Source organism: Sphingobacterium bovisgrunnientis (assembly GCF_009829085.1).
Classification (GTDB): Bacteria; Bacteroidota; Bacteroidia; order Sphingobacteriales; family Sphingobacteriaceae; genus Sphingobacterium; species Sphingobacterium bovisgrunnientis.
Genome location: NZ_WUQY01000001.1, coordinates 77,776 through 104,716, shown reverse-complemented (window position 1 = coordinate 104,716; position 26,941 = coordinate 77,776). Strand labels below are relative to the sequence as shown.

The window sequence follows — 26,941 nt, the reverse complement described above, 5'->3', positions numbered from 1 at the left end:
GGTAGAATACTCCTTGTTCATAATAACTAAAGATAGGTACGCGTCTTTAGTTTTGCATCCTGTATTGTCCTGTATCAAATGGAAGGTCGATAGTTGGCATAGAACGGGACTTCAACTTGCTTTTTTTCATTATCCTTAATGATTTGTGCTGCGTACTTCCCCATTAATTCGAAGTCAGTAGAAATCGTTGCAATACCACTCAAAATAAATTTTTTCAAGGCTGTTTCGTTGTAAGAGATGATGCCTATATCCTTACCTATTTTTAATCCCTTCTTTATACTCTTCTCCAGAATAAGCTCTAAATCATCTTCAGCAAGGTTGATATAACATTCTCCCTTTTTGATCGGTTCTTTGGCAAGATTACCCACCAGAATGTGATCGAATGCGTATTGATTACAAAATTTATAGAAACCTTTTATTATAGCTTTGGGGTAATCGCTGTTATCGGGAAAAACAAGTTTGATCATTTGATAACGAGAGAGTGGCTCTAAAAACTTTTCAAGTGCTTCATAAATATCTTTCTCGTAATTTTCATAAACACAATCTACATTATCACTGATCCCTTCAATATGTTTACCCAAAAGCATCAATTTGTCTTCTGGTAGCAGTGAAAGCACCTCAGGAGCTTGATCACGGCCCTCTTTGAAATGCGGAAAAACTACATAACGGTCGTATTGTTTATTGAGATTCAGCAATAATCTGCGCAGGTGAGAAATATCACTATTGTACACGAATAAATCTATGGAAGCTTCATCTCCTAATTCCTTCACAAAAGAATCATACACAATCTTTTTGTGCGCACTCAATTTATTAAGAAACAGTGCAATTTTTAATTTTTTAGCAACATCGGTTCTTGCTACAAAATACCCTTTGCCTGGTGTCGAAGAAATTATTCCTGACTTCTTAAGTTGTTTGTATCCTTTTTCGACTGTATCGCGCGAGATATCCAAGTATATACTCAATTCATTGATTGAAGGCAAAATGTCTCCTTGTTTGAGGTAATTATTTCTAACTCCATCGATTACTGCATCTACCAATTGAATATATTTCGGTGTAGACGAAAAATCACTGATTTGAATATTTTTATTGAAAGAGGAACTGTTCATTGTTTATAGTTGGTAGTGTTAGCATAAAGAAAATACATTTTTTTTATACTAACAACTACCGAATACTTTTTTATTTGTCTTTATATGCTATACAACTTATAACCAATTAATAACTAAATAATTTTACTGGACCTTGCAAACCACTCTCCAAAACTTTCCATTGACTTGCGTCAAATTCCTTATAATTTATATTTACAAAGTTTATTTCGTGGTAATTTTTCCATTTCACTTTTTTCTCATCCAGATCGCGCATACGATTTGCCATTAAATTCGCGACCTCAATACGAACGGTATTTTTGCCATTTTGCAATAACTCGCCAACTTCGATTTGATAAGGATGCGCCCACAAAATTCCTGCTTCTTTGCCGTTAATAATCACACGAGCACTCTCACCTACACTTCCCAATTGCAACAAATAGGATTTACCTTCCTTTTTTGTGATATCAATTATCGTCTCGTACGCCCCTATCCCTGAAAATTTATTCAACGAAGACTTATTCAGTGCTGTCCAATAGCTTAGCTTGGCTAATGTTTCTGCTTGTGGCAATTGTGGACCTCCCTTGATAAATGATAATTTCCAAGGAGATGCAAAGGAACTTTCTTCCTGAAGCTTTTCAATATATGGGTATGATTTTTCAGCTTTAATTTCATTAGATGCAATGACAATCCAAGCATATCCCGAAGGGATTTGCATGCGAATAAAATCGTCATTATGCGGTAAATTAAACACTTTACCTGTTTGTGGATCTAGTAGCGTGTAATGCTTTTTAAGATTATTTAATGCAACAACCTGATCAATATCTTTTTTACTATGATTTACGATGTAGTAATAGTTGTCGTTACCAATTATTCTTCTTGTAAATTTCAGACCAGTACGTGTCAATCGCTCACCAAATAATTCTTCGGTCTCGAGCGCAGAAGTCACATCTTTTGTCAAATAAATTTTCCCTTTTCCGTATTTGGTATATTGATTTTGAACGCCTTCTTTGAATTTCAATAAAGCTATTTGTTCAGCCAATTCATTTTTGCGCGAATCGTAATTATGATATCCCTCGATATCCGACGGTAATGATTCAAAAATAATCGTCGCTCCGGCCTCAGCTAAACGCAATAAATTCTTAAAAGTATTGACAGAAAAATACTTAGTCTCGGGCACATAAATCGCCTTGTAAGGATTCGCATTTTCTGCTGTGACAACTTTATTGTCTAACACTTTACTCTGTGAAATAAACGCATCAGAAATAAAATCAAAACTATATCCCTGTCTTTGTAAACGTACCGATTGTTTGTAAAAAGATGTTGGATGTAGCCATTCGTCAACATGATGAACAGATAAAGTTTTAAATGCCCCTTTTGTATCATGCCACACGTCATAGACAGGCCAATAAATAAGCAATTCATTATCCGCTTTACCAGTTTGTAATACGGATTGTACGCGTGTCACGTAAGAATTCAAGCCAGGCAAATGATCCCAAAAAGAATTATTGGTTACAAAATTTGTAGATGCATAGAACAGCCATCCTGGAAAAGCTACATCCTGTGGTGTAAATGTCGTGCCGTGATAAACCACATGATTTACCCCAGATAAAAACAGTTGCTCCACTTCGGGTTTAGCCTGTGATAATGCCGTTTTAAAATGTTCTGTTAGCCAAGTGAACGTTTCTGAAGTAGTAAATTTCTTACCAGAAAGATGAGTACCAGAAGATGCAAACTTAAACATCATCGGATCTGGATCCACATTTCGAATATCTTCTTTGTCTCGGCGAAGTCCTGGGATATCAAAGAAACTCGAACCGAACGTTTCGCATTCTGCAATATCTGTACTAGCGTACAAATCAATTAAATTCCCTGGAGATCCGTGTGCTTGATTACGTGATAATGCTCCGTGCGTGTTGGCAAATTTTGTAAAAGGAACTAGAAAGTTGTTTTTCAAACACAGACTAATCATCTCTCTATAATCAGATTTTATACGTGCTTCTTTGTCTTTATTTTCCCCTTTACCCAAAAAATCCAGCAGGTGATTTTGTAATTTATAACCTTTAATACGTTCAAATTCTGCTAAGAATGAATCTGTCCAGTTCGCTCCGTAAACCTCATAACTGTCATTGAAGAATGAACGAACGTTCAGGTCCTTTCCTTTGAATGAATTTGCAAAATGATTAAGGTATGATTGAGCAGATTCTTTGCCCAAATGATCCACGGTGTATCCTTCACCACCTGGGGCAGCTCTTTTGACTAATTGGCGTGTTCGCCCTGTGAATAATGCAATTACCTTAATATCTTCTGGTGCTGTCCATTCGCCTTCCTTCGTACCTAAATAATTATCTAGATTAACTTCCTCACCATTTGTTTTGAATGCGCGTAGCGCTTGTAGTTTAGAAAATGTTTGTTTCTTATCGCTAACCTGAAGAGGAAATTTCAATTTCTCACCTTTCTTCAAATCAACCTCATCCAAAAAGAATTTGGTAGCAGCTTGTTCTTGGGTCACAAATGGCCCTCCAAAAGGCCAGCCAGTACCTAGATTCATGTCTACCCCCATACCTAATTTGGAGGATTGATCTGTGGTGACTTTCAACATCTCCATCCATCTATCAGATAAAAAGTTGATATAACGTTTTTCAAATCCTTTGGCACCATATATAGGTGTAATCTCTACGCCTCCAAATCCAGCTTGATTTATCAACTTTAATTCACGCTCTAGATTGGGTTTATCTACAGCCGATCCCATCCACCACCATCTAGTCCAAGGTTTCATTTCTTTGGTTACTTGTGGCCACAAATCCTGTGCAATAGCTTGAAAAGAAGTCAAACTACCTGCTAATAATAGTGTTAATATTTTTTTCTTCAACATAATTTAGTCTAAATGAAATACAGTTTTCAATGGAATTGATACAGGCGACAGGTCTTCATTGGTTTCCATGATATCCGACATATGTTTCCACCATTTTTGTACTATTAAATGGTTCCCTAATTCTTGGGAAGAATTTCCCGAAAGCTGTTGTACTGCAAATAATATGTTCGTTTCTTCATCCAAAAATATTGTGTAATCCGAAATACCGTTTTCTTTAAGCAATGTGACCAATTCCGGCCATATTTCAGCGTGACGTTTTTTATATATATCCTGCATTCCAGGCTTCAATTTCATCTTAAAAGCTACTTTCATCGCGATTATATTTTTTTGTGAATATCAATCTCTATAATAGATAATGTACCTTTAGCATTCGCATCATTGCGCGCGACCCCATCATCCAATTTTTTCCCTCCAATTTCGGCGTGTTTATTTTCCTGTGCGGTGTACGAAGCCCCCTTCAACTTTACTGTTACCTTCTTGCCTTTTGTTCTTGGTAGTTGGATGGTATAATAACCCAATGTTGGTTTGGTAACGATATCAGCAATCAATTTATCATCCACATAAATTTCAAGTGGGTATGCTCTAGATCTAAAATTATTCAACTTCACATCTATCTCATCGATAAAATCGGATTTGGCTAATGTGTACTCCACCCATGCTGTTTGCATTTTGCCATCGTTTACCCAATCCGATAATTCATTATCATCAAATGAAGAATTAACTTTATCTTGGTTGGTAGCTGCTTTGGCAGATTTTATTGGCAAGGTAATTCGCTTAATTTTCAAAGCTGGCTCCGACAATCCCTCTCCTCTGTCTAAATTAGAAGGGAGATTTTTGGAAGATAATTTCTCAAATAAACCATCCTTTACAGGGATCGGCAGTACTCCCCATGAAATATTATCCGAAAGCAAACCATTTGAATGTGCCGACAATTTCACTTCGCCAGTTTGGTTATACAGTGTTCGCAACAATACTCTATTCACACCAGCCTCGACAGGCAATGATTCAGCTAGTATAAAGTTATTTGATCCCTGAGCAATTCCGCCACGCCATTCCATAGGTCCATCAAATTTAAAGTCAATCATATTCGTCGCTGTTGGGCAACGATTTCCATCCTTATCGACAACTTCGACTTCTACTAAGACCATATCGTTGCCATCGGCAAAAAGACCATTTTTACCATGCGAATAATTCAACTTCAGGCGATAAGGTTCTCCAGCGGTACGGATTGTTTTTTCATTTAATTTATTTCCATTCGCATCGTAAGAGATAGCTTTAAGGACACCCTTCTGATATTTCACATTCGAAAAAGTAAACAAAAACTCTTGAGATCGATGCCCTTCTTCAACCTTTTTATCGTTAATAAATAAATCTACTTTTTCTGCAGCTGATACTACAAAAACATCTTTGGTCGTGCCCTCGGCATAGTTCCAATGTCCAACAATATGTAATCCCTTTGGATCTGGTTCTACCCAACCATTCCACATCACTTGATGTGCGTAGAAAGCATCTTTAGGAATGCGCATCGCATCTACTTCGCCACTTCGACGGTAATTTTCTTTACCTCTAAAGTGGGTATTTGAGTCACTGAATATAATATTCAAGCCACCCGAACTAACACGATTTCCTGTTCCAGGTCTTACTTTATAATATTCGTACCATCGATTAACAGCCTCAGCGGCAAAAGAATCTTGATTCCTGTTGTAATCACTTGCATCATTCCCTTTGTAAAGTGGACCTTCACCATTCTTGTGGTATGGATAGGTGTATTCATCCCAATATTTGCGCAAAGCCTCGTCGCGCATATATTCTGTTGCAATCATGGGATGACGTGCACTTTTATTGATGTAAAGCATTTCGCCTCCATACTCCGCAATCTTGCTGTCTAACATTTCACGAGAGCCAATAGCTTTTCCTCCATGTGGATCGTATTTATCGCGGATTTGTTTCATCTCAGCCATATGATCTTCCGAGATAGATTCATTTCCACATTCATACATCAGCACACTGGGACTATTACGGTAATAAATTATAGCGTCACGCATGAGTTCTGTCCGATGCTCCCAACGACGTCCAGTTACATCTCTTTCTGCATCACCAGCTGGTAACATTTGCATTAATCCAACACGATCGCAAGACTCCACATCTTGTTTCCATGCAGTAACGTGCATCCAACGAACTAGATTAGCGTTGCTTTCCACCATTAGTTTATTACTAAAGTCGCTCAACCAAGGTGCAACCGATAAGCCCACAGCAGGCCACTCATTACTTGTACGCTGCGCATAACCTTTCATCATCAATACTTGATCATTCAAAAAGACCATGCCATTACGAAATTCGGTTTTCCGAAAACCAGTTTTTGTTTCTACAAGATCAATTGCTTTAGTAGAGTTTGTAAGTTTTGTGGTAATTGTATACAAGTAACCGTATCCCCAATTCCAGAAGTTTACGTTTTGTAATGCTGATTTTGCAAGTAGGTTTTTTGTTTCTCCTACATTGATTTTGTAGGGTTGTGAAAATTGTTTCACCACCTTACCTGTTGCATCACGAACTTCTACAATGAAATTACCTGATTCAGTTTGAGAACTTTCATTCTTTATTTCAGATTCCACAAAAAGATCTAACGTACGTTTTTTGATATCTATATTCTTTGCATAGGTATATACGCCGGTAGTTCCCAGGTTCGAGTACAATGGCAAAGTTTGATAGACGCTAGGTTTGAAATGTATCCAAACATTTTTAGGAAGTCCGCCATAATTGGCATTGAAATTTTTGTCGTTCCATTGGTAAGTACTGTTGGTCGCTTTTTCACGGTAAGACCAACTATTATCCGTACGAACTGCAATAATATTTTTTGCATTACGCTTTAGCACTTTGGAAATATCCAATCCAAATGCCATTACTCCGTTTTCGTGAATTCCGACAAATTCCCCATTTACAAATATCTCAGCACCATGACGCGCTCCTTCAAATTCCAAAAAAACTTTGTCCAAAGGCACATCAGCTGGTAAATAAAGATTTTTTCTATACCAAACTATATTTGTGGAATGTTCGTGTATTGCTTTTGCAAAAGCTTCATCTTCGTTCCACGCATGTGGTAATGTGACTTGCTTCCACGTGGAATCATTAAAATTTTCTTTGTGCGCGTCTTTAGTATCACCGATATATACACGCCATTCTGCATTAAGGCTAAGAACTTGCGAAATCTGAGCCTTAACGATATGACTTTGGAAGCCAATTATTAATAACAATAGTATAGTGACTGATTTATTCATCATTAAACTATTTCTTATCTAATAATTTGTATACTTCTACACCTGCTAATAAGAAACACCCTAATCCATAGTCTTCGAAATCTGGAACAGAAGAAAAACTAACGGGCTGCCCATCTTTAGGCTCTTTGCCAGTGCCTTGCAGATAACCCAAAAATCCTGAAGGATGAATTGCTTCTTTTACCATTGCATTCCACGCCAACTCCATCTTAGGTCTATATATTTTCTCGTCTAATAATCCATTCTTAATTCCCCATGCCATACCATAAACAAATAACGCTGTACCTGAAGTCTCTCTTCCTCCATAATTTGTAGGATCGTGCAGGCTCACATTCCAGAAACCATCCTCACGCTGACAAGCCAACAAACCTTCCATCAATTCTTTGTAATCTTGTAAATATTCAGCGCGGTGCTTTTCGTTCTCTGGAATCAAATCCAATACACGCACCAATGCTGCTACGACCCAACCATTTCCTCTAGACCAGTAGCAATCTTCACCATTTGGCTCTTTATAAGGCGGCACAAAATCTTTATCTCTCCACCACAATTTGTCTGCTTTATTGTACAATCCTCCACCTTCTTCATTCTTAGAATATGCATACATTTTGTACATATAATCAAAGTACTTGTCATCCTTATACATGACGCCCAACTTCGCAAACACAGGCATTGCCATTTGAATGGCATCAATCCAAGTCCAATCGTCGTACTTACCCGATGCGATTACATAATCAATATTTGTTTTAATATCTCTGATACGCTCGGGCTGTGGATCGATTTCATACAAATCCAAATAGGTTTGACCACAAGTTTGATCATCGGCATTTCTAGTTTTGGTACCATTACGCAATCCCCATTTGTGATTTTCGCCCCAATCTACCGCATAATCATAATAGCGTTTGTCTTTATCAATCGTGTACAAAGCCATCAACCCTTCGTAATACACGCCTCTGGTCCAGATATTACTCGGACGCCAACGCGTCGTGTAAAGCGGCTTGCCCGTATCGGGCCATTTATTCATAAAATAATTATTGGTTGATTGCAATACAGCTAATACTTCAGCTTTATCAATTGCTGGTTGAATGACGGTAGTGATCTTACTTTTAGATGCGCATGCTGATATATAAATCAAGCTGCACAACAACAAGGCATAAACGGCTATTTTATTTCTTTTCATATTAAATGAGCGGTAGTAAACGTCAAAAAATCTCCTTGCAAACGGTTTTTGTTTACAAGTGTATTGGTTATTGTAATTACGAGTATAAGGTAAATTAGCTTTTACAGCAACCTGTAGTGTCCTGCGAAAAGTCTTTTTTCTATGTTTTAAGCTATTTCAACATCTTTTTTAAGCCGATATTAGCATTTGCTTTTAAGTAATTAGCCACAAGTTTTGCATTCAATTCTGCGCCTGCTTTTATGGTATGTGTAGCATCTTTTTCTCCAAAATAGGTGGACTTGACAACATCTTGTCCTTCCTTCTCGTACACATCTATTATTAAATCTTGAAGGGGGATAAAATGAGATCCACTTTGCAAAGCAGCTTCTTTTGCCCAATCTGCATAATTGGATTTGCGCACCTTATTATTATCCCATGAATTTCTTGGTATTGGCGAACAAATAATTGCGGTCGCACCTTTGTCCTGAACGTTTTTCACAAATCGACGAAGATAAAAACCATAACTATACACCATTTCAGTTTGTTTCAAGAGCGGGTTAATCACTTCCTCGTAATCATCGGAATTACCTTTCAACGTACCTCGTGCACGCAGTGTATCTACCACAGGGCTTGAATCGTTATGACCGAATTGCATGATGACATAATCCCCTGGTCTAATATTATCTAGTACCTCTTGCCACAATTTTGGATTATTGTAATAGGTACGCGTACTCGTTCCTCCTAAAGCTTTATTTCTGATTTCAATCTTATTTTCATCAAAATAATTTGCAATAAAGCTTCCCCAGCCCCATTGCCCGTTGGATCCATCGCCTCTTCCATTTTTGACGGTACTATCACCTATTACGAACAGTCGGGGATTAGTATTATCCTTTTGTAAAAATGAGTTTAGGATTAACAGTGATACGACACTTAAACAGATTAATAGTATATTTCTTTGCATAGTTTGTTATTTTAAAAACTTTGAAATTTGATGTTTCAATGTCGTAAGACCTTCCACAACAGATGCGGCATTCTCAATTGCACCATCATAATTAGTGTGCGTATGATCACCTGGGAAATATTTGGATTTCACCAATTCAGCTCCTAGCTTGTCGTATTTTTGGGCTGTAATCTCATTGAGGTCAATGAAAGGTATTTTCTCCTCCGAAGCAATCTGTTTGGCCCATAGACCAAAATCTTGATTTGCTCGCTTTACTCTCCCTTCCGAATCCCATTGATTACGTGGAATCATTGATAGCAAAATAGGTTTTACACCTTTTTTCTTTGCTTGTTTCACAAAGCGGCGCAAATTCTCACCATACGTACGTACTACTTCAAATTGGTTGTTTCCCCAGTCCAGCACAACAGAATCTTGTCCTATTCCACGAAGCACACCTCTATAGCCTTGGCGCGAAGTATCAGGTTTGCTGCCTTCATTATGTCCAAATTGGATTAATAAATAATCTCCTTTTTTCATCAAAGAATCAACTTTCGCCCAACGCCCCTCCTTCACAAAAGTTCGTGTACTTCTTCCCGCCATAGCATGGTTTGCAACTTGAATTTTTGTGGTATCCAAAAAATCTCCCAGCAACGTGCCCCAGCCCCAAAATTCTTTATTGCTATTTCGCACTGTAGAGTCTCCAATAATATAAATTGTGGGTTTTGAAGAATGCCACATAAAGGACATAAGGACAACCCCAAAAATCAACAATGCTATTGTCTTACTAATTTTCATTCTTCCTTGAAGATTACTTTTTATTATATTTTCTTACTACAATTTGGGGTTTGGTTGGCTTATCCATTCCTGTACCCAAATAATAACCTGTATGTGGCGGCTGATTGTATCCTACATTCTGCCAAGCAATGCTTAATCTATATTGCGGATCATGCATTAAGGTGTATACTCTGTGCGATGTGGGAATCGTAGTCGTGTAGATGCGTAATGATTGATTGTCGGCTGAACGCAAAATAAGTTCTTCACGCCAATCACCAATTATATCTGCTGACAAATTTGGGGTGCTCTTACTTCCGTTAATGGATATTGCACCTTCTGCAGTGAATATTCTTCCAATATTGTATTTTTCGATATAATTTCCGTTTAATAATTCTCTGCTCAAGTCATCATCCCACCAAATCAGAAAATTAATTGACCTAGGCGCGCGACCAACAGATTCTCCTTTCATGGTATACGCATTGTAAGATCCTGACCACCACATGTAAGCTCCTTTATAATTTGGATCAACATTGGCAGCTACTCCACGTCCTACATCCTGATCTATAGCTCCTTTGTATAAGATTTCACCAGTCTTTGCATCCAAAAGTGAAACCCCAACTCCTTTGCGTCCGCCTTTTAACTCGTGCACACCAAAAATCTCTAAACCAGCACGATCAGGATCCAAATCCGAGACATGCAACGCATCACCATGTCCTAAACGCGTACTATATAATCCTGTGCCGTTATCATCTATGACCATAGAACCAAAAATTATTTCATCCTTGCCATCTTGATCCACATCAGCTACAGAGAGACTATGATACCCTTGACCTGAATAAGGATTATTCCGACCTTCTGTATCAAAAACCCACCTTTTAACCAATTTTTTATCTTTATAATCCCATGCCACCAAGGCTGTACGTTCGTAATAACCTCTGCTCATAATAACAGATGGATTTTGGCCATCTAAATAAGCAACGCAGGCCAAATACCGATCAGCACGATTGGCATTACGGTCACCCCAAGAAATTAAATCTCCTCTTTCGGGTAAATAATCTACAGTATGCACCGCTGCACCTGTTAATCCATCAAAAACAGTAAGATATTCGGGGCCTTCTAATATTCTTCCGTAAAAACGAGATGTTCGTACTGTATCACGCCAATCCGCTTGCGCATTGCCAATGTATTTTCCTAAGCCATCTTTTGTTCCATCGGCAGTTTTGCAGACCAATTCTGCGCGTCCATCGCTGTCCAGATCGTACAGCATAAACTGCGTGTAATGCGCTCCTTCTCTAATATTTTTACCTAAATTTATTTCCCACAAGAAGGTACCATCGAGTTTGTAAGCCTGAAAAATAGGTTCGGATGTAATACCATTATGCGCGTTATCTCGAGCAATTCCGACTTGATGTACAACCAATTCGTATACACCATCTCCATCCAAATCGCCCACAGAAACATCGCCTGGCGTATACCCCTTAGGTGTTCTAAGTGGGATGTTCAGAAAAGGCTCATTTGAATGATTCTTCGAAAATGTAAACTTTGCAACCTCAGACTCCTTCTTACCATCAATCAGTGTCAACGCATAAGTCACTTCTCTATCGGACTGCAAATCTTTATCTTCATAATTCGTTCCCGCTATAAGTGGCGCTGAATTTAGCTTAGTTTTCTTTTCTTTACCATATTGTCGATAAAGATTAAAAGCTGTAGCGTATTCATCGGTACCGAGCAAACGCCAGCTCAAAAAAACAGAAGTCGGACTTGTTTTAATGCCTACCAAACCTCTATCCAAATATTCCATCTTTCGCTGTGCGAAATTCTGTCCTACTGTTAATAATAACACGAATAAGATGGTCATGCTGCGCATAAATCCCCTTTTCAATAATCTATGAGACAACATCTTTTATTATTCTTTCACCACCTTTTTGCCGTCAACCACAACATTCTCCAGCGTAAAATTCTTGATATAACTTTGTTTAATATCGCCTGAACGTGAAGCACGCACATTCATATTGATAAATGAGAAATCAGAAATTTCATATTGCGGCGAATTGATGACATCAAATAAAATATCACAGTCCAAATCAATATTTTTGAACACAATATTTTTAGCATATGACATCTTAATATCTTTCTCCCCTTTCAAATCAAAGAATTGTGTCCATGGCTTAATGAAAAGTACACTTTTCGCATTGCCTTTTATGTTTTCAAGAGTAATGAATTTGTATTCTTGAGGGGTATCTGGACGCATCTTCAATTGCAACACTTTTTGTGCTTGATCAACCGTATTATTTCTAAAAATAACGTTGTAGCTTAAGATCGATTCGCTGCCACAAGTCAATGCACTGTGACAAAATCCAAAAGAACAGTCTTCAATAATTATGTTAGAATTTGGACCATTATTCGGGTCAATGTCTGCTTTTGGTCCTTTACCACCCTTTAAAGCAATAGCGTCATCATTAACTGACATATAGCAGTTCTTTATCAGTACATTTTTACACACATCCAAATCTACCGCATCCGAGCTCGGTGCTTTGACGGGCTCTTTCGGGGCAGTGATATGAAGATTCAAAAGTTTTAGATTTTCGACTTTGTAAAAATGTGTTGTCCAGAATGGTGAGTTACGCAATTTGATACCCGAAATTTGCACATCTTTACTGTTAGATACATACAACAAACGTGGTCGCATTTCATCCATATTGGTACAATTCGGATTGAACGCTCTACGCAACCAAAATGCTTTCCAATAACGCAAACCGTTACCATCCAACATGCCTTTTCCCGTCACCGTAAAACCATTGACCGCATCCGCATTGACGAGAGCTGAAAAATACTTCAAGGTCTGTCCTTCCATACGTGTAGTCACTAATTCAAAATGAGATATATCATCACTTCCTTTCAAAACACCACCTTCTTCCAAATGCAGGTGTGTATTGGGTTTGAAAAACAATGAACCGCTCAAATAAATACCTTTGGGAACAACAATAACGCCGCCACCTGCTTGGTGCGCTTTATCAATGACCTCTTGAATCTTTTTGGTCTGAAGAATTGTACTATCCTGTAGTACTCCGAAGTCTGTAATTTTATATTTTTTACCTAACTTATTTAGGTCAACTAAAGTAGCGTCCGAAAACCACGCGCTAATAGCTTCTCCATTGGGAAACTTTTGTTGCGCATGAGCTGAAAAAGCACCAACACATAGGAAAGCAACAAGAATGTAAACTATACTGTTTTTCATTGATTATAGTATCTAAAGTTTATAATAAGGCGTATAAAATGGCCTTTGATAGATTACTAAAACTATCAACAATATGTCGATTATCCAACCTGTAGCGTCCTGTTTTAGGGTCATTATATCTAATTAGTTACAAAAAAAGCAAACCACTAAGGGTTTGCTCTTCACCATACAATTATTTAATAAACTATAAACCTGCTAATCTGTAAGGACGTTCACTTTCGGCATCTCGAATTGTGTATTATCCTTCGAACCTTTTGGCGTCCCAAAATAGAAATACAATGTCCTATTGACTTGATCACGCATTTTGTTTAATTCTCCTGCCGGTCCATTTACGCCTGCATTATTATTAATTCCCAACGCTAATTTTGACCCTATTGCCGGAATTGCATCGAGGAAGCTCACATTTCCTGTAGGTAATTGCGGATAGCCTTGTGGACCAGACATCCCATAAAAATCAAACAACCTAACGAATAAGTCGTCTTGATCTGTAGCCACCAAAAATTTACCTTGTACACTATTAAACTGTATCCAATTGATATTTGAAAAATAACCTTTGAACTCCGGAAAATTCCATGGACCGATTCCTGGACGTGAATCATTGTACATTTTTTCCCAGGTATTGCGTGTCACGCCGTGCATTCTGTTTTTCCACACACGGTAAGGACCGTCGCCTAACCATTTTGCAGATAACATATAACTTTCAGGAAAATCAAAACTTACACCAGCAAACGGAACATCAGCATTTATGTGATAGGCATAATCCAATTTTAACCAACCGTCTGGACGCATTGTCCAACGTATATATTTCAAATCTCCGCTGTATGTTGCTTCTACTATTTTATTTTCGCCTTCTTCACCTGTACGTACACTAACAAAATTTGATTTTCCATTTACTAAAACTGGTCCATTTCGGAAAGCCATTTTCATGCTGTAATCATTCGCCAAATCAACGAGCAATCCTGTCTTCTTAGAAATAAAAGCTGTGATACCGTTTGCTTTTAGGCTGAAATTCACAGAATCTTCTACTAGTTCAACTGCTGTTTTGGTGTCAATTAGAAGAATCGTAGCTGTCAAAGCCTTACTATCCTTCACCTGCCAAGACCAAGTGTAAATTTCATTGCCATCAGGACCAACCGCAGTCAATAATAATGCATCGTATTTTTTCCAATTAGCAGCCAAATTCATTTTTACATAACCACTATCTGTAGGATTAATAGTAGGACTCGTAATTGTCTGAAGAACTTCTTCCGCAATTCCAGATTCATTGTCATAAGGTTTGCGGTAATTTACCAGACGATACTCAAATTTACACGCGTTCAAATTGGTGAAATGAAATCTATTTTCAACCTTGATATTTCCATCAAAATTTGCAGGAAGCTTTTTCATTTTGATGTGAACTGGGGAATAAATCTCGCGAATGGCATAAAAACTTCCCTCTTTTTGACGATGTGGTCCCAAAATTCCATCTGGCGCATTGACACCATTCACATCCAACTGGTTGTTGAAATCTGTGCGCACGAGCCCTTCGTCTGCCAAATTCCAAATAAAACCACCGGCGCCTAATTTAGATTTCCAATGTAATTCCCAAATATCAGCTAAACCTGCAGCCGCGCCACCATCATCTTGCGCATGCAAAAATTCCGTAGGCATATAAATATTTGGACCTTCCAATATCTTTTTCGTAGAATAAAAATCCTCGTAATGATTACAATCAATACCGTTAATCTCGTTTCCTGGACGGTGATGAGCATGAATTACCGTTCTATTGGAAAGATCATATTTTTTATATTCATCCACTAATTCTTTGTTATGCCCTCCTTCATTTCCATTCGCCCAAAAAATAATGCTCGGATGATTTACATCGCGTATCACCAGCTCCTTTACTAACTTACGACCCACTTCGGTACCGTAAGCTTTTTGCCATCCTGCTAATTCATCCAGCACATACAAGCCTAAGGAATCACAAATCTCTAAGAATGATTTATCGGGAGGGTAATGCGCACAACGTACCGCATTCATGTTCATTTCTTTGATCAATTTGACATCCATCAAATCTATGTTCCGATTGACTGAGCGTCCTGTCTCTGGCCACCACACATGGCGATTTACGCCCTTTAGCTTTATTTTTGTGCCATTCACGTATATCCCATCACCTTGACGCACTTCTAATGTTCGGAAACCGAATTTTTCATTTTGCGTATAGACTGTCTTATTATTTTGAATTAAAGTATATGTAGCCACATAAAGATTTGGTGTCTCGGCGGTCCATAATTTTGGATTAGAAACTTTAAATTCAGTTGAAATAACAGAATCTTTCGGGTTTACATCCGTCGTTTTCGTAGCTACAATTTTCCCTGCTTTATCTTTAATATCTATTTTGACTTTAGATTTTGTTTGGACGCCATCTAAGTAGACATTGCTTTTGAATGTACCATCAGCCTTTGCATCAATAGCTATCCATGTAATATTTTGCTGTGGAACAGCCTGTAAATAGACTGGGCGATAGATACCACCGAAAATCCAATAATCTGCCAATCGTTCTGCATTGTTTACGGTTCTTTCTTTTGACATCTTCCGAACAACAACTTCCAAATTATTTTTCCCGCCAACTTTTAGCTTATCCGTAATGTCGTATTCGAAGCGATAGAATGATCCCTGGTGCACATCTCCAGCTAATTGACCATTTATTTTCACCTCTGTATCGGTCATTGATCCCTCGAAAACAATACTTACTTTTTTACCTTTCCAATTGGATGGTACAGTAAAAGTATGTCTGTAAACGCCATATTCTTCATTGAATTGAAAATTCTTACCATAGGTTACGTAATCACGTCCATAGTTATAACTTCCAAAACCTTGTTGTTCCCAATGACTAGGAACAGCAATTTTTGACCATTTACCTGCCTTGCGTCCACCCGAAACCCAAAAATCCCATTCCACGGTATTTACATTGTCTTTACCCGACAAAAACTGTTTTTCCTTTGTCGACTGCGCATTGGATAGTACTGTATTGAAAACAATTAATAATGTAAGAAGATAAAACTTGAAATATCGTGGCATAGGTAAACGAGAAATTTATAACTGATTAATTATCTAAAATAGAAAATATAAACCACCTCACTATCCTGCACTATCCTAGGATAGGTTCTGTGATATTATATAGAACTAGAAAATATTTTTAAATACTTTCGTAGCATTCAACTTATTATAAACATTCATACACAAACAATCTATATTATGAAAACTACCTGGTTTTTAACAATTTTACTTTTTTTAAGCTTAACGGGATATACGCAGTCTTCTCTTATCAAAATGAATAAAATAAGTGTTGAGGCTCCCTTTGAGATGCCCGATATTTTAATACCGAATTTTAAGGAGCTTCCAAAATATATTATTACGGACTTTGGTGCAGAGGCGAACGATAAAGAAAAAAATGCACTCGCAATCGAACAAGCAATTGCTAAAGCTGCGGTGAGAGGAGGCAGCGTTGTAATTCCTCCAGGTAAATGGCATACGAAGAAAATTCATTTAAAAAGTAATGTGAACCTCCATATTGCTGAGGGTGCGACTTTACTTTTTTCAGCGGAACCGAAAGATTATTTGCCTGCTGTTTATAGTAGTTGGGAAGGATTAGAATGTTACAATTATTCGCCATTGATCTATGCATTTGGATTAAAAAATGTTGCGTTATCGGGCACAGGAACAATTAAAGCGCAGTTGGATGTATGGAGAAAATGGTTTCCAAGACCCAAGCCACATATGGAAAGCATTAAAAATCTGTACAATTGGGCACAAGATGAACTCCCGGTAGAAAAAAGAAACATGGTAAATGATACGTCTAACTTGCGACCACAATTTATTCAATTCAATCGCTGCGAAAACGTACTAATTGAAGATATTAAAATAAGGAATAGCCCGTTTTGGACTGTGCACCTGTATTTATCCAAAAATATTGTAGTTCGTAATATTGATATTTATGCACATGGACACAATAATGATGGAATAGATCCAGAAATGAGTCAAAATATTTTGATTGAAAATTGCGTTTTTGATCAAGGGGACGATGCTATAGCAATCAAATCAGGTCGAAATCCAGAAGGATGGAGATTACAGACACCGTCAAAAAATATTGTCATACGTAATTGTACGATGAAAGATGGACATCAATTGTTGGCAATCGGAAGTGAGTTGTCAGGTGGAATCGAAAATATTTTGGTTGAAAATTGTGAGGCAGGACCTGGCGCAAAGCTTATGCATTTGCTCTTTATCAAAACGAATGAACGCATGGGCGGTTATGTAAAGAATATTTACTTCAAAAATATAAAAGCTCAAGATATACAGGATGGCATATTGGGTATAGATACAGATGTACTTTATCAATGGCGAACTTTAGTCTCTACACGCATCAAAAAAACTACGCCCATTGAGAATATTAATCTCGAAAACATCCAAGCTAAAAAAGGAAAATTTATAAGTAAGATTAATGGCAATCCAGAATCGCCAGCAAAAAATGTGATGCTAAAAAATGTGAAATTGGAAAACAATACGCAGGAGAGAATACAAAACAAATTTGTAAAAAATTTTAGTTACAACTGACTTAACACCACCAGTCTTCACAGAAAGTGAAGACTGGTGTTACCCGATTAAGGTTAGTAAATAAGTATCTGATCCAATACAATTCCTTCATCAAGAGCACGGATATTAATCTGGAGTTTATCTGATCCCGAATTAAAATATTTAATACCTCTAATAGTTCGATTGGTCAACACATTTTCTTTCCATTCTTCCGACCTTCCCACTGTTTGAATCTCGTATATCTGTTCTTCACTATCATTTATTGATACTGCAAAACGAAGTTTCTCTCCGTTCACAGGATGATTTGGAGCCAAAGCAAAATCAATATTTAAAAATTCTTTCTTACCAGTGCTTACTGTATAATTGACAGCTGTAGAGTCGTTCAAATGTATTGCTTTACTATTGTATCCTAATCCATATGATTTAGGAATTTCTCCTGTATAATAATCGTAATCCGTCCCATCTATTATGGCGATATAAACCGTTGCAGATTTCATTTCTGTTTGTGCATTTTCACGGGGAACACGATGAAAAACCTCTAAGTTGCGCGGTTTGTAATTCATCATTCTCTTCCATTTCCCATTTGCTATTGTATCATACATATGTGTCAAAGATTCTACTTTATCAAATGCTAAATCACTGTCTTCCCATGACCCTTTATCGTGTCTTGCTAATTGCGCGTATAAATGCTTGTGATTCATGGCTGCTGAAGCACGCACCGGATATTCCACAAGTTGAAACCAACTACTTTGTTTCTGTAGTGGGATCTTGTCCGATAATTTGGCAACTCTTCTATCCAAGTGATCATAGTCTTCAATCCTATCACGAATTTCATTCTCAGACCAAGGTAAATCCTTCACTTTCTTTGTATATAGATCCTTCTCTTCCGTGCGTGTATTGCCCATAAATTCGGGTTTGCGAATATATGCCAAACGATAATATTCATTAGCTATTTCAGTCAATTCGCTTCCTAATTTTTTGCCAAATTCTCTACTATACCAGTCATTCATATATTGATCAAGGCCTTCCTTACTATCCTGAATTTTATCAATATTCCATGCCATGTCCAAGAACATTTCTATTGTAAATTCTGCAGGCTTGATATCTCCAACATTCAGAATCCAAATATTTTTAACGCCTTTATCATATGCAGTTTTCATCTGTGAATAGACGAGAGCGGGATGATTGGTGGACAACCACAAATAATCATGTGGCCTTCCCCAATACGATGCGTGGTAATACATTCCACTTCCTCCTGATCTTTTCTGTTCTTCTGCTGTCGGAAAATGGCGAATATATCCGTAATTGTCATCGCACCACACCAATGTCACATCATCAGGAACTTCTAGACCGAGTTTGTACACACCCAATACTTCTTTGTATGGGATGAAAACTTGAGATACTTGCTCTACATTTGGATTAACGAAATCGGCAATTAATTTACGCTGGTCTTTGATTATATTAGTGAGTGCTACACGTTGTTCTTCAAGTGTGTTTGCACCCAACATTTTACTATCGTGCACTCCCCGTATCCCTAACGTGTAAATATTATCCGAACCGGCTAATTGTCTAACTCTTTCTTCCCAAAATTTAACGACATGATCCCGATTATTCACATAGTCGTATGTACCATTACCAGCAATTTTCCATTCGGCATTGGTATTACGCATCATAGGTTCACAATGCGAAGTACCGATGTAAATTCCATATTTATCGGCTATTTCTTTATTTTTTGGTGTCAAATAAAAAGCAACTGTACATTCGTGCATTGCTGGCCAAAAAGTATTTGCCCGTAATCGTAATAATAATTCGAAAATTCGTTCATGTGTACGCGGACCAATTTCTCCAGTTTTACTTTCTGGCTCGTGCGTAAATGAACTCCACGGCAGCAGTGCAAAATCTTCATCATTTAGAAAGATTCCACGATGTGCTACTGATGGATAATCAATATGTTTAAAGTCAGAATCAAATTTATATTTCTTGCGCTTCAATGGTGTAGAATCAGCCCACCATTCCCAAGGTGAGACACCAATCATTCGGGATAATTCCAATATGCCATACGCTGTACCGCGTTTATCACTACCGAAAACAATTAACTGATTTTTGATTACTTGAATTAAAAATCCTTCTGGTTGTTGTTCTAAAGTTCTTATGTCTGCACCACTCAAATGTTGCTGAATAGATGGTGAAATTCCAAGTGTTCCTATGAGAATTGTTCCCTGTCTACCTTCAAGAATATTTGCATCAAAAACAGCTTGATAATCATTTTTAAAAATATCTAAGGCTGTACGTACAACTTGATCCGAAGTTGACATATCTAAAGCAATCTTTAGTTCCTTTCCTTGCTTAAAAAGGACTTCTCCGTGTGATTGAGAAACAGTAAATAAAATCAAAGAAATTGCAATGAGTTGATACCCTATATTTTTCATCGGCATAGTATATATAATGAGGTAAAATCTAAACGACAAAAAATCTGAACCCATTTAAGGCTCAGATTTTTAGTAGAATTTATAAAAAGAATTATTGAATCTTGAAAGGCAAATACCAATTATTCATATCCATAAGCTTTGCTCTTACTTGGGCTGCTTTTGGGTTATTCGCTTTGTTAAGCTTTTCGTATACTTTATTTGCTAAGAAAGAAGCATCGTTTCTTCGACGCGCGATACGTACCAAATCAGACCATCTTCCGCCTTCAAAGGCCAATTCTAATGCAGCTTCTTCTATGATCTTATCTTCCAAATCTTCAATTGGAACATTGTATTCCACCATCATCGAACCATAATTATTTGCTGTACCAGGCCCGAATTTAACTCCTGGAAAATCAATAGCTGGAAGCATAGCTCTTCCTCTCACCCCCACATTTCGGTACCACACTCCTCTAACAATATATTGATTATCACGCGCATCAAAATGATAAGGCGATGATTCTGAATACATAACACGATTCGCACCGAAGCCTTTATGTGAAATTTGAGATTCTAATTCAAAAAAGCTTGCTGGAGCTAATGTTCCATTAGAATTAAATGCACCATAATAAAACGCCGATTTAATACCGTTGTTTAATAATGCATACGCAATACGACCTTCACCATCACGGTTAGCTGCCTCAGCAAAGCGTAAATGTGCACCAGCAGCTCTCGCAATATTCCATTGACCACCTTTATTAAGAAGTGTCAATGTAGCACTCGAATTATCCGTATACTTCGTGATGACAGGATCACCCGAATTATCTATTGAATAAGACATTTTACCACGTGCGTCCCAAGGAATTCCGTTGATATTCGTCTTGCTATCCCACACATCCATGATATGTTGTGCTGGTCTTATTTGATATTTTCCTTCTTTGGAAGCTAATTCAATAAACGGATTGCCCGGAGCAAAAGAATTATGGTAAGGTATAGCCCAATTCCATTCTGTATTCCAATGCCTATTGGTATTTGGAAGTGCAAATAAACTGCGCCAGCCCTCGGTAAGTGAATTTACCAATGAGGAACCCTCTTGAGCCCGAGCAAAGGAAACTTGTATATTTGCATCTGCGCTATCATACCAGCCCACGCGGTTATGGTTGAATTGTTGACCTATATTTGAATTATTATCTTCTGCACCTAACAATTTTTTGTACCAACGAGCAGCTTCCAAATAATTTCCTTTCCACAGGTACAATTCACCTATGATATGCGGTTTGTTTGCAAATACTTTATTTGTAATGAACCCGTCTGTAGTGAATAACAGAGACGCTCCAGCAGGATATGCGAAATACTCTGTATAAGGAAGATCCTTTACGTCATTTATCAACTGATCTATAAGATCAGAAAATTTAGTTTTTTGAATAGTGTTTAAATCTTTGATCTGCGTGACGTCTTCAATATTGGTGTTGATATAAGGTATTTCGCCAAAATGTATCCCTAATTGTAGATACAACCAGGTTCTTAGAACCATAATATCTGAATAACGCTGCTCAAACTCTATATTTGATAATTTGCCTTGCTGCTGCATAATTTTAAAATTATGCAACGCGTCATTACAACTAAATATGACTTTATAAAATAAGGATGGGTCCGCATAAGGGTTATCTGCAGCAACTTCGTGATTGGATAACTGCTGTAAATAAGGATTAGCGTTACGTGTCACATCTACCAAATCTGCGCGAAGCTCATTCCATAGAATGTATTTGTCTCCCAAGGACGCAAACTGACCATATATCCCCAATACAGCTGCATCTGCATCTGCTAATGTATTGTACATTAACGATTGATCCAATTTGTCCTCGGGTTGCAGATCCAAGGTTTTACTACACGAAATGGCAAGTATACTGATACAAACTGTACCTATTAAAAAACTTTTCGAAAATCTTATCATATTCATAATATTATAACCCTAAACGTACTCCGAATTGGAATGATCTAAATTGAGGCTCTAGCGTAACATCAATACCTTGATGGAAAATATTTGCGGATTGAGCAAACTCAGGATCATAACCTAAATACTTCGAAAATGTGAATAGATTATTCGCTGTACCATAAATCCTTACATATTTGATTATTGCTTTGTCAACAGGGAATAAATATTCCGCCGACACCTGTCTCAATCTTAAATACGATCCATCTTCAATCCAACGATCTGAAAATCGTGCATTACCCATTGGATCATTGTACGATGCTTTAGGTACATTTGTCACCTGTCCTTCAGCCTTCCATCTGTTATTTAATAATTCTGTTTGGTTGTAAAAATTACTACCTGATTCTAGCTGTGATCTCGTATAGTTATAGATATCGTTTCCTAACGAATACGTAATTAAAGCTCCAAATTTCCAGTTTTTATACGTGATGGTATTATTCAAACCTCCGTATAAATTTAGTGATGGATTACCAATAATAGTTTTATCGTTATCGTCAATTATCTTATCTCCATTACGATCTGTGAATTTAGCATCACCAGCTCCGAAAGAAATTTTTTCACCCGCAGTATTAAGTACACCTAATCCAGCGGCTGCCGCTTCTGCAGCTGTACTGTACACCCCTTCGAACGTGTAGCCGTAGAAAGCATTTGGCGATTCTCCTATTTTGGTAATCATCGTTCCGCCTGCGTATTCCGTGTACATTGTCTCTGGAATATCGTAGATAGAAGCTTTCGTATGGCTAATGGTTAGTGCTGCATCCCATTTCACTTTGGAGTCTACAATTCTTCCAAATACCGAAGCATCTACACCTTTCACATCCAGATTTCCATTATTAAACAAATAATAATTTACTCCAGAAACTACATTTCCGCGGTTATAGGCTAACATATCTTTTGTGCGATTTCTATACACATCTACAGAAACATTAAAACGCTCTTGTGCAAAAGATAAATCCAAACCAGCATTAATTTTCTCTACATTCTCCCATTGCAAATAAGGATTCGAAACACCATTGCGTACTAGACCTTGTACACCTAAGAAGTTTTGGGATACATAACTATCTCTAGCATTAAAGTTGCCAATATCATCATTACCCACTATTCCGTAGCTTACTCTTAATTTAGCAAGATCCAAAGCCTGGCTATTTTTCAGGAAATTCTCATTTGAGACAATCCAAGCTGCACCTATTGCAGGAAACACAGCATATTTATGACCATTTAACTGAACACCCTGAGTCACTTTATTTCCAAAGCGTGAGGAACCATCCAAGGAAAGGGAAGCATTAAAGATGTAACGATTTCTAAAAGTGAAATTCGACAAGGCATATCCCGTTTGGTTTGCCCATTTGCCAATATATCCGCCATAGCTACGCGAAGAAGCTGTAGAATTACCAATACTTACCAAATGATCCGTAGCCGAATTAAAACCTAAAGCATAATCCTGTTCTGCATCGTGTTGCTGATACCTGAATCCGCCTATTGCTTGAATCTTGAATTCATTCTCGTATTCCTTTTTAAATTCAAGACGTATGTCATTGGAAATGCTATAATATCTCCCCACTTGCGTTCCCAATCTACTGAATACTTCCATATTATTAACCGTATCCTTAGCTACGCCCTTTTTAGGAATAAAGAAATCCTCTTGCGATTTATCATAAGTCACGGCAGTAAGATTACTCAATGTCAATTCATTATTGAAATTATAATCAAAGTTGATGGATCCGTGAAAACGATAAGCTTTCTTATTATTAATACCATTAAATACCAATTGCATAGGATTTGAATACCCGAAATAATCTGCTTCTGCGTAATTCGGTGAAACCGTTCCATCTGCAGCCAAATCATGTGTATTCAAAAATGGTGCTTTCATCATCGACAAAAAGATAGGATTTGTTTTAGGAGATAAGCCCTGATCTTTTAGCCCTTGTTGTCCGTAGCCCACGGAAATATTAGTCCTTGCGGACAATTTCTGTGCTAAACGCATATCACCGTTAAATCGAGCTGAATACCTATTTTGGTTCGTATTATCGATAATACCTTTTTCGTTATTGTAACCTACAGACAAAGCATAGTTTGCGATGTTATCACCACCGGTTACACGCAGAAAATAATTTTGATCTAAAGAATTTTTTAAAACCTCGTTTTGCCAATTTGTCTCGTTGTGATAAACTGGATATTGTAAGAAATTAGGATTATCATTGTTGAATGGCATCGCTCCGATTTCTTCTCCTGTAAATGGCGAAGTAGCTAATACATCATTCAAGTAACTTCTGTAATTGTAAGATTTCATCATCGGAATAGCTTTGGGTCTGAAATTATAACCTGTGCTAACTTGTAGATCGATCTTTGTTGCAAGTTCCTTGGCATGTGTCGTATTAATCACCACTATACCGTTGGCTGCCCTAGCACCATATATAGCCGTTGAAACAGCATCTTTCAATACAGTGACATCCTGAATATCTCGAATATCGATATGTTGAAGTGGATTATTCTCATGTCCTGACGTAATTGACGGAGTCAACATCTCAGCATTATATACGACACCATCTACGATATATAAAGGTTGATTTTGCGCATATAGCGAACCGATGTTACGAATAAATAGATTAGCCCCCATACTTGGAGTTCCTGATTTACGAACAACATTTACACCTGATAATTTACCTTGTAAATAACTTGTAATAGTCTCTGAATTTTGTTCCCATGCGTTGATCGTAGCTTTTTGAATGGAACCTGCCGCAAATAGGACACTATTATCTCCAAAAACTGTTTCGGTAGACTCAAAATTTGAATTGTAACCAACAGGATAGATTTTAATCTGCATAGCCTGATCAAATAATACAGGAACAGACTTCTCCACATAGCCATCCATTGATACTTGAATAACAGCCCAACTATTATTCACATTCAATTCAAAAACTCCGTTGGCGTCGGTCAATTTAGCCACAGCTTTACCATAGGTAATACGTGCTCCCACCACAGGTTTATTAGTTCGGCTATCTATCACTACACCTTTCACCGATTTCGTTTGTTGCACGGATACATTTGTAGCTTGTTTATTTTGACTGTACGCAGATACAGCATGCACACTCGCTAGTAGGCAAAACGTCGTAATCTTTAAATTAAAAATATTATTAAACTTTATCATGCGTATAGATTATTGAATAACAGGAACAAATCGTAAATATTCCAAAATAATAGGTCCGGTGCCGTTAGACATTACAATAAGGGGTAAGTTTCCAAAATTGTCTTGTGTTACTTCACCCAAATACACTTCATTATGATTTAGCGGTTGTACATCAAATGTGAAACGAGTGTCGCTATTTCCTAGGTGATTGATTACTGATTTTTTGTATAAATCCACCTCATTTGCAGAGGTAAGCGCAGGATTTAAGAAGTGTACATACTGTGAAAAAGCTGCAGTTTGCGGGTCTCCAAATAATCCCATAATCGCTCTTCCATACACCTTATATTTCACCACATTCATAGCTGTAGCCCGGTATTTAACATAAAATGCTGTCACGCCATGTCCATGAACTTCAATATCATTGTATAAATTCCCTAGCGTATCTCTTTTGTCTCTGAAATAAGTATTGCCACGTTTGTCGGATTGTTTATAGCCAATTGGATTGACACCCAATACTACTTTTTCTTTAATCTGATTGGATATATCAAAACTGATATCCTTAATTCTGTACACTACACCATTACTTGTTTTGTGTCTCGAAATAAAACTACCTGATGGAATCGTAAATTTTGTTCCACTGATTGTTGTTAATTCCTGGGTTAATTCATTCTCTAATAAATCGCCTTCGACGATAAAATCTCTTAATAAGAATTTTTTAGCAAAATAAGTGGTCGTACTATCTGGTCGATGGGTATTACCTTCTTCGTAATTGGTTTTAAAATAGGGATACAACTTCGTATACTCCGATTCAAATACGGCATCATCTACTACAAAGTATGTATACTTCCTATTTTCCGTTGTCATATTTCGACGTACCTCAGACACCCAAGCTGGACTTGTTTTATACAAAGTCTCCCCATTCTCTACATAAGCTGTATCAAATGATAATATAGCCTCTACTTGTTTAGTATTGCCAAATTCTTGCAATACTAAATTATATATACTGCTTAATGGTTTCAGAGGTTGACTAATAACATGATACAATCCGTTACTAGCTGATAAATTTTTAGATGATGGTACTACACCATCGAAAGATCCACGTGTAAACTCAACAAATTTATTTCTGAAATTTTGCGCTTTAATAGTATCCGTATTATCATTAACTCCGTAAATGGAATTAATAATATGATAGCCTACAAAACTGCGTACTACAGCTGTATCATTAAAATTATATTCATTCTTTACTGCATTAATCGCATCATTTGTCGGTATAAGTACCGTATAATTCTTAGATGCTTTCAAGTGATCAGCATAGCCAGATTTTTGCAATAGATCTGCAAAAGAACTGTAGTCTGAAGTGGTCGAAATTATTTCAAATAAATTCAACTGCGAATTATTTCCGTCACTACCAAAATGTTCTTCCCATTTGTCACTGCAACTGGCTAGACAAACACAAAGTATCGGCATTAAATATTTTAAAATTTTCTTCATGCTTAGGTAAATC

General features: G+C 37.3%; 15 protein-coding genes. 1 reads left to right on the top strand and 14 read right to left on the bottom strand.

The features are described from left to right. Positions 1-74 precede the first annotated feature (74 nt). The 10 genes from GOQ16_RS00325 to GOQ16_RS00280 form a co-directional block, all read right to left on the bottom strand. Positions 75-1,106: a GntR family transcriptional regulator gene (locus GOQ16_RS00325; protein WP_160066799.1), complete on the bottom strand. Its 1,032-nt coding sequence runs from the start codon at positions 1,104-1,106 to the stop codon at positions 75-77. A gap of 106 nt (positions 1,107-1,212) precedes the next feature. Next, positions 1,213-3,957: a glycosyl hydrolase gene (locus tag GOQ16_RS00320; protein WP_160066797.1), complete on the bottom strand. Its 2,745-nt coding sequence runs from the start codon at positions 3,955-3,957 to the stop codon at positions 1,213-1,215. Between the two features lie 3 nt (positions 3,958-3,960). Next, complete coding sequence (gene rhaM / locus GOQ16_RS00315) at positions 3,961-4,269, bottom strand: L-rhamnose mutarotase (protein ID WP_160066795.1); 309 nt, start codon at positions 4,267-4,269, stop codon at positions 3,961-3,963. Between the two features lie 5 nt (positions 4,270-4,274). Further along, a complete protein-coding gene (locus GOQ16_RS00310; protein ID WP_240140931.1) occupies positions 4,275-7,235 on the bottom strand; it encodes a glycoside hydrolase family 2 protein in 2,961 nt (986 codons plus the stop codon). A 4-nt stretch (positions 7,236-7,239) separates the two neighbouring features. Then, entirely contained in the window at positions 7,240-8,406 is a 1,167-nt protein-coding gene (locus GOQ16_RS00305; RefSeq protein WP_160066793.1) for a glycoside hydrolase family 88/105 protein, read from the bottom strand. A gap of 151 nt (positions 8,407-8,557) precedes the next feature. After that, complete coding sequence (locus GOQ16_RS17560; protein ID WP_160066791.1) at positions 8,558-9,346, bottom strand: rhamnogalacturonan acetylesterase; 789 nt, start codon at positions 9,344-9,346, stop codon at positions 8,558-8,560. A 6-nt stretch (positions 9,347-9,352) separates the two neighbouring features. Further along, positions 9,353-10,120: a rhamnogalacturonan acetylesterase gene (locus GOQ16_RS17555; RefSeq protein ID WP_240140930.1), complete on the bottom strand. Its 768-nt coding sequence runs from the start codon at positions 10,118-10,120 to the stop codon at positions 9,353-9,355. Between the two features lie 13 nt (positions 10,121-10,133). Further along, entirely contained in the window at positions 10,134-11,981 is a 1,848-nt protein-coding gene (locus GOQ16_RS00290) for a rhamnogalacturonan lyase (RefSeq protein WP_240140929.1), read from the bottom strand. Positions 11,982-12,005: 24 nt separating this feature from the next. Then, a complete protein-coding gene (locus GOQ16_RS00285; RefSeq protein WP_160066789.1) occupies positions 12,006-13,337 on the bottom strand; it encodes a rhamnogalacturonidase in 1,332 nt (443 codons plus the stop codon). A 195-nt stretch (positions 13,338-13,532) separates the two neighbouring features. Continuing rightward, positions 13,533-16,397, bottom strand: coding sequence for a glycoside hydrolase family 2 protein (locus GOQ16_RS00280; RefSeq protein WP_160066787.1), 2,865 nt, complete (start codon positions 16,395-16,397; stop codon positions 13,533-13,535). 177 nt (positions 16,398-16,574) lie between these two features. Here GOQ16_RS00280 and GOQ16_RS00275 point away from each other — a divergent pair, with 177 nt between their 5' ends. Beyond that, positions 16,575-17,933 (top strand): glycoside hydrolase family 28 protein, encoded by a 1,359-nt coding sequence (locus GOQ16_RS00275; RefSeq protein WP_160066785.1) that lies wholly within the window; start codon positions 16,575-16,577, stop codon positions 17,931-17,933. Positions 17,934-17,986: 53 nt separating this feature from the next. Here GOQ16_RS00275 and GOQ16_RS00270 read toward each other — a convergent pair whose 3' ends face one another. From GOQ16_RS00270 to GOQ16_RS00255, 4 genes are all read right to left on the bottom strand, one after another. Beyond that, positions 17,987-20,341: a glycosyl hydrolase 115 family protein gene (locus GOQ16_RS00270; RefSeq protein WP_160066783.1), complete on the bottom strand. Its 2,355-nt coding sequence runs from the start codon at positions 20,339-20,341 to the stop codon at positions 17,987-17,989. Between the two features lie 91 nt (positions 20,342-20,432). After that, positions 20,433-22,277 carry a RagB/SusD family nutrient uptake outer membrane protein gene (locus GOQ16_RS00265; protein WP_160066781.1) on the bottom strand — a complete coding sequence of 615 codons (1,845 nt, stop codon included), beginning with the start codon at positions 22,275-22,277 and terminating at the stop codon, positions 20,433-20,435. Positions 22,278-22,281: 4 nt separating this feature from the next. Beyond that, positions 22,282-25,458, bottom strand: a complete 3,177-nt coding sequence (locus GOQ16_RS00260) for a SusC/RagA family TonB-linked outer membrane protein (protein WP_160066779.1) — start codon at positions 25,456-25,458, stop codon at positions 22,282-22,284. Between the two features lie 9 nt (positions 25,459-25,467). Then, the gene (locus tag GOQ16_RS00255) at positions 25,468-26,928 is read right to left on the bottom strand and encodes a fasciclin domain-containing protein (protein ID WP_160066777.1); all 1,461 of its coding nucleotides are present in this window, start codon (positions 26,926-26,928) and stop codon (positions 25,468-25,470) included. Between the last annotated feature and the right edge of the window lie 13 nt (positions 26,929-26,941).